This is a genomic window from Nitrosomonas sp. HPC101, from assembly GCF_009833125.1.
Classification (GTDB): Bacteria; Pseudomonadota; Gammaproteobacteria; order Burkholderiales; family Nitrosomonadaceae; genus Nitrosomonas.
The window spans coordinates 301,628-318,062 of record NZ_QRCC01000010.1 but is presented as its reverse complement, the minus strand read 5'-3'; the positions used below and the strand labels follow the sequence as shown (position 1 = coordinate 318,062).

At 47.9% G+C, this 16,435-nt stretch carries 15 protein-coding genes; 1 reads left to right on the top strand and 14 read right to left on the bottom strand.

Annotation, left to right across the window (positions count from 1 at the left end; all coding sequences use genetic code 11):
• Positions 1-4 precede the first annotated feature (4 nt).
• The 11 genes from ccmA to ABO04_RS08415 form a co-directional block, all read right to left on the bottom strand.
• Positions 5-619: a cytochrome c biogenesis heme-transporting ATPase CcmA gene (gene ccmA / locus ABO04_RS08465; protein WP_160810227.1), complete on the bottom strand. Its 615-nt coding sequence runs from the start codon at positions 617-619 to the stop codon at positions 5-7.
• Positions 620-752: 133 nt separating this feature from the next.
• Positions 753-1,673 (bottom strand): tRNA pseudouridine(55) synthase TruB, encoded by a 921-nt coding sequence (gene truB / locus ABO04_RS08460; RefSeq protein WP_164504302.1) that lies wholly within the window; start codon positions 1,671-1,673, stop codon positions 753-755.
• 224 nt (positions 1,674-1,897) lie between these two features.
• Positions 1,898-2,251 carry a 30S ribosome-binding factor RbfA gene (rbfA, locus tag ABO04_RS08455; RefSeq protein ID WP_160810226.1) on the bottom strand — a complete coding sequence of 118 codons (354 nt, stop codon included), beginning with the start codon at positions 2,249-2,251 and terminating at the stop codon, positions 1,898-1,900.
• Positions 2,252-2,304: 53 nt separating this feature from the next.
• Positions 2,305-4,947, bottom strand: coding sequence for a translation initiation factor IF-2 (infB, locus tag ABO04_RS08450; RefSeq protein ID WP_160810225.1), 2,643 nt, complete (start codon positions 4,945-4,947; stop codon positions 2,305-2,307).
• 115 nt (positions 4,948-5,062) lie between these two features.
• Complete coding sequence (nusA, locus tag ABO04_RS08445) at positions 5,063-6,535, bottom strand: transcription termination factor NusA (protein ID WP_160810224.1); 1,473 nt, start codon at positions 6,533-6,535, stop codon at positions 5,063-5,065.
• A gap of 52 nt (positions 6,536-6,587) precedes the next feature.
• Complete coding sequence (rimP, locus tag ABO04_RS08440) at positions 6,588-7,019, bottom strand: ribosome maturation factor RimP (protein WP_160810308.1); 432 nt, start codon at positions 7,017-7,019, stop codon at positions 6,588-6,590.
• Positions 7,020-7,849: 830 nt separating this feature from the next.
• A complete protein-coding gene (locus ABO04_RS08435) occupies positions 7,850-8,962 on the bottom strand; it encodes an NAD(P)-dependent alcohol dehydrogenase (RefSeq protein ID WP_160810223.1) in 1,113 nt (370 codons plus the stop codon).
• Positions 8,963-9,011: 49 nt separating this feature from the next.
• Positions 9,012-10,556, bottom strand: a complete 1,545-nt coding sequence (locus ABO04_RS08430) for an FAD-binding oxidoreductase (RefSeq protein ID WP_160810222.1) — start codon at positions 10,554-10,556, stop codon at positions 9,012-9,014.
• 12 nt (positions 10,557-10,568) lie between these two features.
• Entirely contained in the window at positions 10,569-11,513 is a 945-nt protein-coding gene (locus ABO04_RS08425) for a hypothetical protein (RefSeq protein ID WP_160810221.1), read from the bottom strand.
• Positions 11,514-11,528: 15 nt separating this feature from the next.
• Positions 11,529-11,855 carry a cytochrome c gene (locus tag ABO04_RS08420; RefSeq protein WP_160810220.1) on the bottom strand — a complete coding sequence of 109 codons (327 nt, stop codon included), beginning with the start codon at positions 11,853-11,855 and terminating at the stop codon, positions 11,529-11,531.
• Positions 11,856-11,959: 104 nt separating this feature from the next.
• Complete coding sequence (locus ABO04_RS08415; RefSeq protein ID WP_160810219.1) at positions 11,960-12,781, bottom strand: class III extradiol ring-cleavage dioxygenase; 822 nt, start codon at positions 12,779-12,781, stop codon at positions 11,960-11,962.
• A 261-nt stretch (positions 12,782-13,042) separates the two neighbouring features.
• Here ABO04_RS08415 and ABO04_RS08410 point away from each other — a divergent pair, with 261 nt between their 5' ends.
• On the top strand, positions 13,043-13,480 hold the full coding sequence (locus ABO04_RS08410) for a DUF1841 family protein (protein WP_160810218.1): 438 nt from the start codon (positions 13,043-13,045) through the stop codon (positions 13,478-13,480).
• Between the two features lie 69 nt (positions 13,481-13,549).
• On the opposite strand, the gene ABO04_RS08405 is transcribed toward ABO04_RS08410, so the two are convergent.
• The 3 genes from ABO04_RS08405 to ABO04_RS08395 all read right to left on the bottom strand — a co-directional run bounded on the left by ABO04_RS08405 (position 13,550) and on the right by ABO04_RS08395 (position 16,289).
• Positions 13,550-13,876 (bottom strand): cytochrome c, encoded by a 327-nt coding sequence (locus ABO04_RS08405; protein WP_160810217.1) that lies wholly within the window; start codon positions 13,874-13,876, stop codon positions 13,550-13,552.
• Between the two features lie 31 nt (positions 13,877-13,907).
• On the bottom strand, positions 13,908-14,192 hold the full coding sequence (locus ABO04_RS08400) for a cytochrome c (protein ID WP_160810307.1): 285 nt from the start codon (positions 14,190-14,192) through the stop codon (positions 13,908-13,910).
• Between the two features lie 153 nt (positions 14,193-14,345).
• Positions 14,346-16,289, bottom strand: a complete 1,944-nt coding sequence (locus ABO04_RS08395) for an ATP-binding cassette domain-containing protein (protein ID WP_160810216.1) — start codon at positions 16,287-16,289, stop codon at positions 14,346-14,348.
• Positions 16,290-16,435: the final 146 nt, after the last annotated feature.

The following is a 16,435-nucleotide window of genomic DNA, read 5'->3' as shown; positions in this document are numbered from 1 at the left end:
CGAATCAGGATAAAGTCAAATGATGCACAGCTGCAGCAGTCATGACGATTTCCTGATGAGTAGTCATGATAACCATCCCTCCCTTCGACAGATTGTGTTCCAATATTTCCTTGATCAGCCCCACCGCTGCAATATCCAAAGCGGTCAAAGGTTCATCCAATATCCACAATTTGGTTTGTACCACCAGCAGCCGTGCCAGGGCCACCCGTCTGCGCTGCCCTTGCGACAGCACTTTTGCAGGCAACATTTCACGTCCTGCTAACCCAATCTGCCCCAATGCATCTGCTGCCTGATCTTCATCAATCTCACAATTAGCCAGTGCACAGGATATCCGCAGATTCTCGATAGCAGTCAGATCATCCTTGATACCGCCCAAATGCCCCAGGTAGGTCAGCACGCCACGATAATCCCCGCCCAACTCCCGGATATCCATTCCATCCCAGAGTATCTCGCCACCATCAGGTGACGATAACCCGCACAACAATCTCAGCAAACTGGTTTTGCCACTACCGTTGGCCCCCCCAACAAACATCAGTTCACCGGAATTAACTGAAAAGGAAATGTCACTAAAAAGTGAATGCTCCCCTCGTATACATTCCAAGTTCCTGGCTGTCAGCATCTGAATCAGTGGTCAAGCTGTAATTACAAAAGCTGGAGATTATAGCGTATTGCTGATTTCTTAGTGGAATTGCCGGTTCCAGCATATATAAAAATTACCAAAATATTCCTGTCAACCCATCTAATCAATTGATTTATCTATAGAAACTCGTCGGCACAATCATTCTTTTCGGTACGATGGTCTCGGAATCAGCCCATTCCCCAAGTCCTATAAAAATATTTTCACTATCGTATAGTCTTAATCGGCTATCGGTCAAAAACAAGGATTGCGATCTGCTTTTTCTGATTTTCTGCCCTTGCTGCAAGCGCACTACCTCCTTGTCATCAAATACCATAGAAGGAATGCTGCTTAAAAGGCTGTCGATTGGATACAGCAAATTCAGACGGTCAGGAGGTTGCCTGGATTCAAGCTGATCCAGACTGCAAGCTTGCGATAAGTCAAAATGACCGACACCCGTACGCGAGAGCGCCGTAAGGTAAGCTCCACCATAACCCAGCGCCTTTCCAATATCTTCTGCCAGTGTACGAATATAGGTGCCCGAACTACAACGCACGTCAACCACCATCTCAAAATCTGATAAAGCGTTGAGCGATATATTGTAAATTATAATTTCACGCGCCTTGCGCGCAATTGTAACTCCCTCTCGCGCATATCGATAAAGTGGTTTGCCATGCAACTTCAACGCACTGAACATGGGCGGAATCTGATTCGACCGGCCGAGAAATGTCTGCAGAATTGCGATTACTTGCTGCGGATCAGGCGGATATGCATCCGGTTTAGCCACACGGCTGATCTCACCTTCAGCATCACCTGTATTACTGATGTAACCCAGCCTGAGAGAGGCGATATAGGTTTTATCCACACTCAGCACTACCGAAGAAAATTTGGTGGCTTCGCCAAGGCAAATCGGTAACAAGCCCTGTGCCATCGGATCCAGTGTACCGGTATGGCCTGCTTTTGCTATTGACAATAAACGCTTGCTGACCTGAAGCGCCCGATTAGATGAAATGCCAACAGGCTTATTGAGTAATAAAACTCCGCTACAGTTAACCAATTGGAATTGAACAGATCCTGCCCATATTGAGTTTGGCCAAAAAATTCAGCCAGGGAGTCTTTGCAAAACTATCTGCAGCCACCCATTCACATTTTCCATAGAAGCTCAATGCTTGATTACGTGAACTGGATACGATCCCTTTTATTAAAAACCAGATAAATGTCATTCAGACTATATTGCCAGGTTGCATGAAATACCAAACTTGCCAATATTAACAATCAGGATCAGGTTTTACCTACAGCCTCATCAATCAATCGGGAAAGTTTCATGCCGTGCTCGACGGATTCGTCATAAACAAACTGTAGTTGCGGAATAATTCTCAACCTGATTTTACCCGCTAGCTGACTGCGTAAAAACCCCGCAGCCCGTGTCAACCCTTCCTCTACAAGCTGGGTACTTTCGTCGCCACCCAGTGTGGTATAAAAAACCTTGGCATAAGCATAATCCCGTGTCACCTCTACCCCGGTTAACGTTATCATCCCAATCCGCGGATCCATCACTTCATTCTGAAGCAGCAAGGCCAATTCACGCTGAACCTGGTCAGCCACCCGCAAGGTACGAGAAAAATCCTTGGACACGACCACCTCCTTTTCAATCAGATGAGTCGTTCATTACACCCGGCACCATAACCTCACAATACACGAGCAGTTTCAACGATCTCATACACTTCAATCTGGTCACCTTGCTGGATGTCATTAAAGTTCTTCAATGACAGCCCACATTCGAAACCAGCCTTAACTTCCTTGACATCGTCCTTGAACCGTTTCAGGGAATCCAGACTGCCACTATGGATAACAACACCGTCACGCAGCACCCTTACAGGTGCATCACGTCGAACCAACCCTTCCAGTACGTAACAGCCTGCCACAACTCCCACCTTGGATATCCGGTAAATTTCGCGAATATCGACCAGGCCCAGCACTTTTTCCTTGCGATCTGGCGTCATCATCCCCGACAAGGCTTTTTTAACCTCATCAACTGCTTCATAGATGATGTTGTAGTAACGCACATCCACCCCGGTCGAAGCAATCAGCTTACGCGCGCCCAGATCGGCACGGCAATTGAATCCTATGACAACAGCCTTGGATGCAAGAGCCAGATTAACATCAGATTCGATAATTGCCCCGACTCCGTTATGCACAATATTGATTTTCACCTCATCGGTTTCCAGTTTTTTCAATGCATAAGCCAGTGCTTCGCATGATCCCTGCACATCGGCCTTGATGATTAGGTTGAGTGTACTGATATCTTCCTGATGACCAAACACATCTTCCATTTTTGCCACATGCAGCTTGTCCAGCCGAACATCACGAAACTTACCTTGACGAAAAAGAGCAATTTCCCTGGCCTTGCGTTCATCATCCAGCGCGATGAACACCTCACCCGCTGCAGCAACCTCAGATAATCCCTGAATCTCAACAGGAATTGAAGTACCTGCCTCATTAACGGACTTACCTCGCTCATCCAGCATCGCCCTAATTTTGCCGAATACAGCGCCGGTCAGAATAACATCACCCCGTCTCAAGGTTCCGGATTGCACCAGAACGGTTGCAACTGGACCGCGACCCTTATCCAAGCGGGATTCAATTATGACACCCTTCGCCGGCGCATCCTGCACAGCCTTCAACTCCAAGACTTCCGCCTGCAATAAAACGGCTTCCAGCAACTCATCAATTCCCTGGCCGCTTTTTGCAGAAACACCAATAAACATGGCATCTCCGCCCCAATCTTCAGGTACGACGCCATGACTGACGAGCTCCTGTTTGATACGCTCAAAATCAGCTTCCGGCTTATCCATTTTATTAACTGCCACAACAATGGGGATATTCGCAGCCTTGGCATGATGCACCGCCTCAATCGTCTGCGGCATTACGCCATCATCCGCCGCCACCACCAGAATAACTATGTCAGTAATTTGGGCACCGCGAGCACGCATCGCTGTAAACGCTTCGTGCCCAGGCGTATCCAGAAAAGTAACCACGCCACGCGTGGTTTTTACATGATAAGCCCCAATATGTTGCGTAATACCGCCGGCCTCTCCCCCCGCGACACGCGTTCTGCGAATATAGTCCAGCAGTGAGGTTTTACCATGATCAACATGCCCCATCACCGTCACAACCGGAGCACGCGGTTCCATCCTGGCTTCATCAGAAGAGGATGAATCCATTTCTTCCAAAAAAGCTTCCGGACTATCCGGTGCGGCAATCTTGGCAATATGCCCCATCTCCTCAACAACAATCATAGCTGTTTCCTGATCCAGCATCTGATTGATCGTCACCATACTGCCCATTTTCATCAGCACCTTGATAACCTCAGCTGCCTTGACCGCCATTCTTTGTGCCAGCGTGGCAACTGAAATAGTTTCAGGAATCAATACCTCATGCACAACCGGCTCGGTTGGTGCCGAAAAAGCGTGCTGGGATTGCTGCTCATCCGATCTGTTTCTGCCATGTTTATCCTTGCGCATGCGCCATTCCTGCCCACCAGATATATCTCCGCGTGCTTTTGATTCGCGACGCTTAACGGGCTCATCCTTCCAAGCTTCCTGTTGTCTGGTTTGTTTCTTTTTCTTCTCGCCTTTTTCCTCCGGCTTGATCACCGGCTTCTGCAAAGCACGTTCCTTGGCCGCTGGAACCGTTTGAGTCGCTGCAACGGGAGCTGCAACAGTTGCTTCAACAGATTTCGGTGGTACAGACTCCGGCACAGCCACCGCTGACACAGGTTCCTGTACAGCCGGAACAGAATCCTGCTTCGCCTCAGTCTGCGCTGCTACCTGCTGCCTCCGTTTTTCCTGTTTTTCTTTCAATTCCGCCGTCTGACGCGCAATCAATTCCGATCTCTTTCTGGCTTCTTCAGCACGCAAAGTAATCTGCTCAGCATCGAGTACGGATTTTACTGCGACAGCTTCCGAAGCTTCCGCTGTTTTCAGAGAGACAGATGCTTCACTCGCTTTTTTATCAACCGTATCCGGCTGTTCATCCTGGCGCGCGAGAATCCGCTTTTTTCTGACCTTGACCTCAATAGTCCTGGGTCTACCTGCGCTATCTGATTGTTTTATCTCTGTGGTTTGTCTACGCGCCAAAGTAATCCTGGTTCTCGATCCATTACCACCATGTGATTTACGCAGATAATCAAGAAGCTGCGTCTTATCCTGCTCTGTCACAAAATCTGTTGCGGAACGCTTAGCAACCCCAGCAGCCTGGAGTTGTTCCAGCAACAGATCGGGCAGCATACCCAGATCATGTGCAAATTGCTCTACAGTCATTTGAGTCATCAGCAACCCTTTACCCCAAATCCAACGAAAATCATAAAAACACAATCAAAGTTTCCTTAGCAAACTCATATCCCGCTCCGAAAAAATACGGGATTCGTCTGCTTTATATCGAAACTCAATTAAACCAGGGTTCGCGCGCCTTGATAATAATTTTACTGGCCCGATCAAGATCTACTCCTGTCAACTCGACCAGATCATCCGCCGCCAGATCAGCAAGCTCTTCCTGAGTGCTGATTCCTTTTGCAGCCAATTCACGCACGAGACCAATATCCATTCCTTCCAATGCAAGCAATGCTTCAGATGCGTGCCCAATTTTTTCCTCAGTCACAATTGCATCCGTCAACAACACATTACGGGCACGATTACGCAGCTCATCAATTGTCTCACGATCAAATTCCTGAATTTCCAGCATTTCTTCAATCGGAATATACGCAACTTCTTCCAGTGTGGAAAAACCCTCATCTACCAGAATACGCCCGACATCTTCATCCACATCAAGCTTTTCCATGAACAATTCACAAATGGAAGCGGCTTCCTCCGCACTTTTTTCATGAGATTCCTCCACTGTCATGATATTGAGTTGCCAGCCTGTCAGTTCCGATGCCAGCCGGACATTCTGCCCGCCTCGCCCGATCGCCTGGGCCAAATTTTCCTCATCTACCACCACATCCATACTATGCTTGTCTTCATCCATCACTATACTGCTGATCACAGCAGGTGCCAGCGCGTTCACAACAAACGTAGCCTGATCGTCTGACCACTGAATAATATCCACCCGCTCACCTGCCAGCTCACTGGTAACTGCCTGTACTCTTGAGCCTCGCATACCAACACAGGTACCAATCGGATCAACACGCGCATCATTCGATCTGACTGCAATTTTTGCTCTGGAACCCGGATCCCTGGCTGCCGCTCTGATCTCCAAAATACCTTCCTCTATCTCTGGCACCTCAAGCTCGAATAATTTGATCAAAAAATCTGCTGAAGTCCTGGATAACACCAGTTGCGGCCCTCTGACAGCACGCTCAATTTTGAGCAGATAAGCGCGAACCCGATCTCCCATTCTCAGATTCTCGTGTGCAATCATCTGATCACGCGGCAACACTGCCTCGATCTTGCCAAATTCAATAATTGCATTCCCGCGATCCATACGCTTGATCACGCCACTTACCAGATATTCTCCGCGCTCAAGAAAATCATTCAAATTCTGTTCGCGCTCGGCATCCCTTATTTTCTGAAAAATAACCTGCTTGGCAGCCTGTGCCCCGATTCGGTCAAATGTAACACCCTCCATCAGCTCTTCTATATACTCACCCGGAACGGATTGTGGATTCCGCTTGACAGCCTCAACCAGTGCAATTTGCCGTTCAGGATGTTCCACCACATCATCGGCAACAATCAACCATCTGCGAAAACATTGAAATCCACCCGTATCCCGGTCGATAGAAACATACACATCAATATCGTCCCGGGCATGCTTCTTGGCGGCAGAAGCCAGAGCCATTTCGAGCGCAGTAAAAACGATGTTTTTATCTACGTTCTTCTCATGCGCCAAAGCATTGACCAACAGTAAAATCTCGCGGCTCATATTCCTCCAGCTCTATTTTTCAACCTTAAATCCATCGACAGATTTACCCGAATTACAGTTTTGGAATCAGTCGAGCCTTTTCCAGATTTTCCAATTCAAACTGTAACGACTTCCCGTCAATATCCAACGTCAGGGTATCATTACCCACTTCAGTCAGTGTCCCCACAAAATTTCTTTGCCCTTGTAAAGCAATTCGCAACCTTATTCTGATAGATTCCCCCGCAAAACGAATAAAATCAGCCCTCTTCTTCAAAGATCTATCCAAGCCCGGTGATGAAACCTCAAGCCGGTTATAATCAATATTCTCGACTGCCAGCAACTGGCTCAAATGATTACTGATGGCAACACAATCGTCGAGCGTTATCGACCCTTCTTTTTTATCGACAAACACCCGCAACAACCTTCCAGGAGCCGACTGCTCGATATCGACCAGCTCGTATCCCATGCCCATAATCGTCGGTTCGAGCAGCTCAAACAATGACATAGCCTCACCACAAATAAAAAATGGGCTAGCCAGCCCACCTTCAAAATCATGTTTTGCATTATAACAAGGATTGCAACTCATAAAAACAGTAATTTATATTACACTAATGTTTCCAATAAGTTACAAAATCTTTCCTTCAAAAACATACCAGTGTTCTGGTTTATCACATCAACATAAACGAACGCGTCAGCACTCTTATACGAACAGATAAAGTCGTTTATTTCAATGCGTTTGATAAAAAACACCTTTTAGATAATGTTTTGATTCATATGCATTAAATTCGGTGCAAAAAATTATTTTAGTCATCTGCATCCATGGCACACTAACCCCTCTACTTCAGTAGAAGGTAGTTTAATTTTAAAATTTCAGACAATGAAATCGAGGCGACAATACTACAATTCCTTTGTACTGTTTGAAATTGAGCATAAGTATGCTATTTTTCTGATTCAAGGCCAATAATCAATGTAACAAATTGTTGACTGGCGCATATGAACCCTCATGCATTCCCTCACAAGGCAGCTATTGAACCATTGATAATCCTCCAGGAAATACTGCAGATATTCCGGCTGAGACAATCCCTCACATTGATCAAACACAATAATGAAAAGAAAAATCCATCAAAGCAGAACAGGGCAGCAAAATCAAGTTGGAACGCGATATTGACAGTCATATCACGTCGCACGAGTTGACACACTCTAAAACAATCCAGTCCCTTCCCGTTACACACCGGCCATTGATAAATGGTCAGAAACTAGGTAAAAGAGCAGAGTTTTACTCTCTATTGTAGAGTTCCGTGCAGATATCGAAGTACAAAATGCAGTATAAATCTATTATTGCAAGCGGACGATCGGTTTAATCGTAACACCTTTCTCACTGTCTTCAGCAGCCTGGTTAATCTGATCAAAAGAATAAAATTTAACCAGTTTATCAAAAGGAAATTTTCCCTGTTGGTAAAGTTCGACCAGCGCCGGGATGAAGAGATCTGGCTTACTATCCCCTTCGATGATCCCGATAACACGCTTTCCCGCTGTCATGACGCCATTGACATCAAAACTTGCTTCCGTACCCAAAGCCGGGGCTCCGACGATACCGCATGTTCCCCGGATTGCCAGTGCATCGATGGCCTGGCGCAATACGGCCGGGCGTCCACTCGATTCCAAAGTGAAATCAGCACCCCCTCCGGTAATCTTGTGGACCGCTTCAACTGGATCCACTTCATGACTATTGATAGTATGGGTTGCACCAAGTTCTGTAGCCAATGCCAAGCGTGAAGGAACCACATCGACAGAAATGATCGTCGTAGCACCGACAGCATACGCCGCCATCACCGCACTCAATCCTACCGCCCCTCCGCCGAATGCCGCAAAGCTACTCCCGGGGCTGACTTTGAGTGCATTGATAACTGCCCCGGCACCCGTCTGAATGCCGCAACCCAGTGGCCCAAGCAGTTCCAGTGGTGCAGTTTTAGGCACTTTGATCACATTGCGTTCATGCACCAGTGCAAATGTGCCAAATGATGATTGCCCAAAAAAATGATCATGAATCGGTTCTCGGGCATCATTTGCCCGATAAGTCGAAGTACTGCCGTCCTCACGTGCGCCACCGAAATTCAGTGCATAAAAATTCTCGCAGTAAGTCAGATCACCACGCAAACAGGGTCTACAGTGGCCGCACCACATGTAGGTAAGCACGACGTGATCGCCCACCGCCACTTTCTTGACACGCTCACCAACCTGTTCAACGACACCCGAACCCTCGTGCCCGAGAACTACCGGAAGCGGCACATCATAGAGCTGATCGCGAGCCACCATATCGGTATGACACATCCCGGTTGCTACGACGCGCACCAGTACTTCATCGGCACGCGGCTCTTCCAGCATCAGATCTTCAATCTGAAAAGGGTCGCCTTTCTGGTGAATCACTGCAGCTCTGATTCGTTTCATTTATATCCTCCGCTTTGAAATGGCTGTTCCTGCACAAAGCAGAATAAAGTTAACGAATGCCTGATTTTCCGGGTGCCAAAATCCCGTTGGGATCCAAGGCTTTCTTAAGCGTTTTATGAATATTTCTCTGTACCGGGCCATAGGTTTCAGCAACTTTATCCATAAATGCCGTATTGACACGATAAGTCCCATATCCACGTGCAGAAAACTCGGTCAGCAATTCATCGAAACACTGGTAAGCCGCTTTCACTTGCTCAGGATCAGTTTTGTCGTACAGCACATCGACGATATGATGCATATCGCGCATACCAACGATAAATTCCCCGGAATAATCCAGTCCGTATTTGGCCAGTATCTGCTTGGTCAGCGCCATCTGCTTGAGCGTTTCGCTGCCACGCGCTTGAGAAACTGGCGCAAACCACATCGACCCACCACCCCCACGCCAGTTATACAGCGAAAACTCAGTGAGCGTCATTTCTCCGCACATGAGCTTGGCGCGGTAAGTAAACGCAGCATCTTCTGCCACCTCCTCCTCCGTCAGGATTTTAGCCTTGCCTGATCGTAAAAATGCTTCCATCACGATCTTCCAATTCACATCAATTTGTTCCTGGGTGCCGTAGAGCGCCGCATACACATTCCAGATTCCCAGTTTATGATCCTTCATGATCCGATGCACCGCTTCATCTGGGATCGAGCCTGGCCCGGACACATAATCACTGCGCTTGGCTGTTACGGGCGCCTCATACAGCGCATGGGCGATGACCACGGCATTAGGAATGACTCCGCTGATACGCAATGGACGGATTGTTTCAACAATTTCTACGATATCTTCTTCATGCTGATATTGGATCGCAAATGGCTTGAACGCTGGTGGCGCGGGCATCAGCCAAAAACCAAATTTGGTGACAATGCCATAGTTGGATTGTGTAAAAATACCATCGAGATAAGGGCCGTATCCCCATTTAAATACCTGCCAGGTGTTAGAGTTAGGCATCGAACCCATGCCGGTACGCAATACCTCACCGTTGGCAAGCACCACTTCCATGCCACAGGCAAACAAAAATTGTTCTCCGTAAGGCGTATAGCCAACGCCACGATCCAGCGTATTGCCAACCGGTCCGGCAATAGCCGTAGGTGCAGGCATGGATAGCCACAAACCCAGTTTATGCTCTTTGATGTAATCGTAAAGTTGCTGATAGGTCACCCCTGGCTCAACCAAGGCAAAAGCCAGATCCTTATCCACTTCAAGGATACGATTCATGCGCTTGAGATCAAGCACCACCTGGCCACGTTCTGCCGGAGCAGCCGAGCCATAGCCCAGATTCTTCCCGGTGGAGATCGTCCAGATCGGCACCTTGTACTGATTACAAACTGCAACGATTTTCTGAATCTGTTCAACCGTTGTCGCCAGCAATGCAGCAGAAAGTGTATGCTCAGCATCAGAAACCGGCATCATGGTTTTGGTATAAGGCGCAAGCTGTTCCGCACTAGTAAGCACAGAATCATTACCCAGTATCTCGCGGAATTTTACGATGGCTGCATCAAAATCTTTTTCTGACACCCCCTTTGGCAAGGCGATATATTTACTGGCCATACTGTGTCCTCTCTATACGTCGATTACAAACGAGACGAAATGCATCCCCAATAATGCTTCACGATTCCGATAACGCTGATCCGATCGATACACAAATGCGCGCTCGGAACATGATTCTCGGTTTATTCTCATCCCCAGTGCAGCTGCTGCAATTGCATAGCCGGTAGCTTCAACCCAGTTACTGGATTGCGGATATTCAATCGTCGCACTACTTGCCATTCTATTCCGGTCGGCAGTAAGAGCAATGGCTCGGGAAAATGAAGATTCCTGATCTTTTGATATTTCCCAGTCAAGCAGCCGACTGGCCTCCGGAGGAGATACGCCAGCACAATACAAGTGAGCCGTGGGCTGGTCTGCCAGGTGATAAGACAGAAATTCTGGAAACGAAGCATCACTTATTGTATTTTCTCCCTCTGCTCGCGCGAGAAAACGCTCAATAATCGAGAAACTATATTGGTTCTGAGCCAGCATCGACGCCAGTGCCCCTCCCGCGCTGTACGTTGGTGATGCCGTAGCCCAAACATGGCGCAATGGCAAAGCAGCATGATCATCAGACATGGAAGCATGCACGCCGGATGCCAGCATACGTCCCGCAAAATTTCGTACCAATTCAGCAAATATAGCAGCATCGGCATGATCCATAACGGCAATCCAGCGTGTATTTCGCGATTGCATCAACAAATCAGCCAGATGCAGAAAATGGGTTGACCGTCCATTCTCGAATTGGAATATCGGCAGTGCACTATAATGATGGCCGCCACAACCGGAGTAAGCGGATTGCGCACCTTTTACAAATGATTCTGCAGCAGCCGTATTTCCCAGTAACAGCCGACAATTCCGCTCGCTGCTGAAAAATGATTCAGCCGATGCCACCTGGGCAACACCAGATATACCAGATGCCAGAAAGGTTCCACTGGCAAGCATCCCTTTGATAAAGTTGCGTCGGGTTTCATCCATGGCACAGAACCTCCTTCAATGCTGAGATGCTTTCTGAGAAATGAAATTTGCCAACTTTGCCAGTGATTCATCATCAATTTCAGAAGATCGAAAAGCAGGCATAGCCAAGATTCCGCTACGAACGATCGCACGAATATAGGCTACAGGAAGCTCACGATTAAGGATTTTGGGCCCGACATTGGCTTCATGGCAATAGGCACATACTTTGGCATAAATTTCTGCACCGTCCTTCCATACAAAACCCGCATCGGGTTTATATTCCTGTTCTGACCACGCATTGTTCATTAGCATGGCTGCAGAAATAAAAAAAAATGCAGAGGCTTTTAATTTTAGTCTTTTCATGCAGATTCTCCATTTGGATTCACTACGACTCAAGCTGATAATACTACAATGCTCAATGCAAACAAGTAGGCATATTCAATGTATCAGATAATCAACGGTACTACTTACTGCCAAAGAAAGCTTGTTACTTTCTTACCCATAATCTCGTCATTAAATACAGTCTGCGCTACTGGAGCAGCAGCACAAGCGACGCCATAACAAACATGCAAAGGCAATAAATGCTCCTCTCTTGGATGACAAAACCGGGCAGAAGGAGCTTTTTCCCATTCGATTAATCGTTGTTCGCGCTCTTCGGATGAAATCTCTGAATGAGTGCATGTTTCAATCAGCCAGTCATCAAATGCCTCATTTTCTCTGTTACTGTCAATCGTACTCGAGAAAAATACCTTCAAATTGTGAAATGACATACCTGAGCCGATAATCAGAATATCCTTGCTTCGCAAAGACGCAATAGCTTTGCCAAGAGCAATATGCATACGGGAATCCAGATTTTTCAGCAGCGATAGCTGAACACAGGGAATCCGGGCTTGTGGAAACATCAGTTTAAGCGGTACGTACATCCCGTGATCGAAACCACGCTGCTTATCAAGTCTCGCTGGCGCACCACTCGCTGTCAGTAGCGCATAAATTTCATTCGCCAGCTGGGGATTGCCCGGTGCCGGGTATTGAATTTCATAAGCTTCGGCAGGAAACCCATAGTAATCGTAAATTATTCCAGGCTGATCACTGCTCGTTATCGTGGCCTGTTCCTCTTCCCAGTGAGCACTGATGATCAGAATAGCGGATGGCTCTTTCAGTTTGACCGCAATCTCTTTCAGGAAAGCAACCATCTTTTCATGCCCCTTGTCACCCAGAAGGGGTAACGGCCCACCACCGTGCGGCAAAAACAAAACGGGGGCAAGTGCACGCGATACCTGACTCATCATAAAAACTATCCGTTGACAGAAAACACAAATATTTTTGTGTTCACTATACTCCACCGATCAAGAAAGTTAAATACTTCAAATCTACCGATCAAATCAGGGGATACAGAAAAAACCGGGGCTGGGATATTCATGCATCCCTCACAAATCAGGTTAAAATTACGCAGCTCCACCTTTACCGGAAATCATGTTTTCTTCAGTGTATGATGACAGACAGAGTTGTCTAGTTACTTTCTGGTATCACCCTTTACAAGATCTGCAGCAATGTTCAATCCATCAAGAGATCAGGCACGCCGGCTATTTTTTGATACCTGGCAAAAATATCAGCACAAGGAGCCCCTATCCGGCATGGAAACTATCGCAGTGGAAGTCATCCTGCAGCACCCGGAATACCATTCTATGCTGAAGGATACTGAGCGGTATCTCGACAAGGACTTTCCACCTGAACTGGGAGAAACAAATCCTTTTTTGCACATGAGCATGCACGTCGCCATCCGAGAACAGCTTGCGATCAATCAGCCAACCGGTATTCTTCAGCGTTTCGAACAACTAAAAACTAGACTACAAGGAGATGAGCACGAGGCAATGCATCATGCAATGGAATGCCTTGCAGAAATGCTCTGGCAGTCACAGCGCAATCAATCTCCGCCGGATGCCGGGATTTATCTGGAATGCATGAACAGGCAAATCGGAAACAAATAAAAAAGCGGAATGTACCCGATATCAGGCACATTCCGCTCACAGCTTCCGTAACAGGATAACTCAGACGTACTATCTTTTGACTTGCAGGCCTGACTGACTGGAATAATAAAACGCCAGATTTTCGATGTCATCTGCACTCAGGGCAGCTGACATACCTGCCATAACCGGGTCTTTACGCGCGCCTGATTTGTAATCTTTCAATACTTTTGCGATATAGGTTCTGGGCTGGCCGCCAATTTTCGGAAACATCGGCACCGGGCTATTGCCATCTACACCATGACAGGATGAACAAACTTCTTCGGCTTTCTTTTTGCCAGCATCGATATCTGCTGCAATCACCTGCCCCGACAGAAGAAACATCACTCCGCTCACTGCGGCTACAAAATAGCTTTTCATGTATTTATATTCCCTGGATTAAGAAGAATGATTAATTATCGGCGTAATAGGCAGCCAGAGCATCAATATCCTCATCGGAAAGTGTTCCTGCAATACCAACCATTGTCGGGTGATTGCGCTCTCCGGATCTGTAATCTTTCAGTGCCTTGACCAGGTAAGGCAGGTGTTGTCCACCCAGTTTTGGTACGTGGTAAACAAACGGATATGCGGTACGATATCCTTCAATCCCATGGCAGCCTTGGCACATGGCGATCTTGCTCTTGACCGAATCTGTATTTCCGGTCGCATCTGCCACGCCAGAAAACGACAGAATCATGCCAGAAGCGATAAGTAGTTTAACGGCAGCTGCCTTTTTCACTTTTGCATCCTCCTCTCAAAAAAGCGCACTTTAAACGATGAGTGTTGTTTAGTCAATGAAGGTTGTAGCTATGTCCCTGTTGTGTATAGGGAAATTCATTTTCTATTATTTTTATCCGTTTTCCCTGTGTCTCGTTTCCGCCATGGAACGTTTGTTTTCCAGCGCCTCCCAACGGGAATAGTGTGCCGCAAGCACCTCTTCCAGCTCAGTAGCACGCGCCTGTAATACCATTGCAAGATCATGGTTATTTTTATAAACAACAGGATCACTCAATTTCCGGCTGACCACTATCTGCTCTTTTTCAAGCGTATCGATTTTTCCCGGCAACGCTTCCAGTTCTTTAGTTTCCTGATAGTTCAATCCGGTAGAATCGGACAATTTGTCTTTCCTGGCCTGAGCAGGCTTGATCGCCGGCCCAACAGAACCACTGGCTTCCTGCTGCAATGTTTTTGCGTCTGATCTGGATTGCAGCCATTCCTGATACCCCCCCACATATTCACGCAGATATCCATCTCCCTCGAATACGATGGCCTGGGTGACCACATTATCAATAAAGGCACGGTCGTGGCTCACCAGAAAAAGTGTACCGCTATATTCCTGCAACAAGGTTTCCAGCAATTCAAGTGTCTCGATATCCAGATCATTGGTCGGTTCATCCAGAACCAGCACATTGGCCGGGTGCGTAAACAAGCGGGCAAGCAGCAACCGGTTACGCTCACCGCCGGACAGTGATTTTACGGGGGAGCGGGCACGCTGGGGTGGAAACAGAAAATCTTCCAGATAACTGATGACATGCCGGCGGGCACCGTCGATCTCGATAAACTCCGAACCCTGGCTGATCGAATCAATCAGCGTCATGTCCTCATCCAATTGTGCCCGCAACTGGTCAAAATAGGCTATGGATAACTTGGTACCCAGCCGTATCGTTCCGGAATCTGGCTGCAGCTCACCCAGTATCAATTTCAGCAAGGTAGATTTGCCGACACCATTAGGACCCAGCAACCCGACACGATCGCCTCGCATAATGCGGCAGGAAAAATCTCGAATAACGGTTTTGTCTCCGTAGCGCTTGGTTACATGCGCCAGTTCCGCAACCAGCTGCCCGGAATGCTGTCCTGCATCCACCCGGAAGCTGACATTGCCGATCCGGTCCCTCCGGGCAGCGCGCTCCAGTCGTAATGCTTCCAGCCTCCGTACCCGGCCTTCATTACGAGTTCGCCTGGCCTGAATTCCCTTGCGTATCCAGGCTTCCTCCTGCCCCAGCACCTTATCGAATTTCCGGTTATGCACCGCCTCAGTTTCCAGCTGTTCCGCCTTTTTCTGCTGATAAGCAGAAAAATTACCCGGAAAGCTCCTCAATTCACCACGATCCAACTCAATGATGCGAGTCGCCACGTTATCCAGAAAACGGCGGTCGTGGGTTATGAAAATCACACTACCGGAAAAACCCAGCAGCATTTCCTCCAGCCATTCGATCGATGAAAAATCCAGGTGATTGGTCGGCTCATCCAACAGCAACACATCCGGCGAGACAACCAGCGCCCGTGCCAGCGCCACCCGTTTTCTGCCTCCTCCCGACAAAGTCCCCACGATTGCATCTTCGGATAGCTCCAGTCGGTTAATCGCTGTTTGCACCTTATGATGGATGTTCCAGCCATCTTGTGCTTCCAACACTCCCTGCAGGGATTGCATACGATCAAGCAGATCTTCGGTATCGGCACCCGCCTCTCCCAGCGCATGAGAAACTTCGTGATACTCCAGCAGCGTTTGTGACAATGCTCCCAGACCACGTGCCACTTCGGCAAACACCGTCCCACTTTCATCCAGCACCGGCTCCTGCAGAATATGGGCGACACTTATGCCAGGCGCCACCCATAATTGCCCATCATCCAGCTTGATTTCTCCCGCCAAAGCACGTAGCAAACTGGATTTCCCGGTACCGTTACGGCCGATCAGCCCGACCCGCTCGCCCGGATCAAGTTGCAGCGCAGCGTGATTGAGTAAGGCATGGTGGCCAAAGGCCAGGCAGGCATTGTCGAGTGTCAGAAAAGGCATGAAAAATCACCCATAGCAAGGCGGATTAACCCGTTTACTGGAAACCACAAAATCTTATTATACTACTTGCCACCCCTTTGATCCCACAGCACCAGGCGGCCACTGCCTTGGCTCAATCAGCCATGGCAGCCTAACGGGTCAGCATT

What these genes read in the sequence shown, in the direction of transcription:
- infB (WP_160810225.1), bottom strand. Translation starts at nt 4,947, where the DNA reads ATGACTCAAATGACTGTAGAGCAATTTGCACATGATCTGGGTATGCTG.
- ABO04_RS08435 (WP_160810223.1), bottom strand. Translation starts at nt 8,962, where the DNA reads ATGAAACGAATCAGAGCTGCAGTGATTCACCAGAAAGGCGACCCTTTT.
- ABO04_RS08420 (WP_160810220.1), bottom strand. Translation starts at nt 11,855, where the DNA reads ATGAAAAGACTAAAATTAAAAGCCTCTGCATTTTTTTTTATTTCTGCA.
- nusA (WP_160810224.1), bottom strand. Translation starts at nt 6,535, where the DNA reads ATGAGCCGCGAGATTTTACTGTTGGTCAATGCTTTGGCGCATGAGAAG.
- ABO04_RS08430 (WP_160810222.1), bottom strand. Translation starts at nt 10,556, where the DNA reads ATGGCCAGTAAATATATCGCCTTGCCAAAGGGGGTGTCAGAAAAAGAT.
- ABO04_RS08405 (WP_160810217.1), bottom strand. Translation starts at nt 13,876, where the DNA reads ATGAAAAGCTATTTTGTAGCCGCAGTGAGCGGAGTGATGTTTCTTCTG.
- ABO04_RS08410 (WP_160810218.1), top strand. Translation starts at nt 13,043, where the DNA reads ATGTTCAATCCATCAAGAGATCAGGCACGCCGGCTATTTTTTGATACC.
- ABO04_RS08425 (WP_160810221.1), bottom strand. Translation starts at nt 11,513, where the DNA reads ATGGATGAAACCCGACGCAACTTTATCAAAGGGATGCTTGCCAGTGGA.
- ABO04_RS08415 (WP_160810219.1), bottom strand. Translation starts at nt 12,781, where the DNA reads ATGATGAGTCAGGTATCGCGTGCACTTGCCCCCGTTTTGTTTTTGCCG.
- rimP (WP_160810308.1), bottom strand. Translation starts at nt 7,019, where the DNA reads ATGTCATTGTTTGAGCTGCTCGAACCGACGATTATGGGCATGGGATAC.
- ccmA (WP_160810227.1), bottom strand. Translation starts at nt 619, where the DNA reads ATGCTGACAGCCAGGAACTTGGAATGTATACGAGGGGAGCATTCACTT.
- ABO04_RS08395 (WP_160810216.1), bottom strand. Translation starts at nt 16,289, where the DNA reads ATGCCTTTTCTGACACTCGACAATGCCTGCCTGGCCTTTGGCCACCAT.
- ABO04_RS08400 (WP_160810307.1), bottom strand. Translation starts at nt 14,192, where the DNA reads ATGATTCTGTCGTTTTCTGGCGTGGCAGATGCGACCGGAAATACAGAT.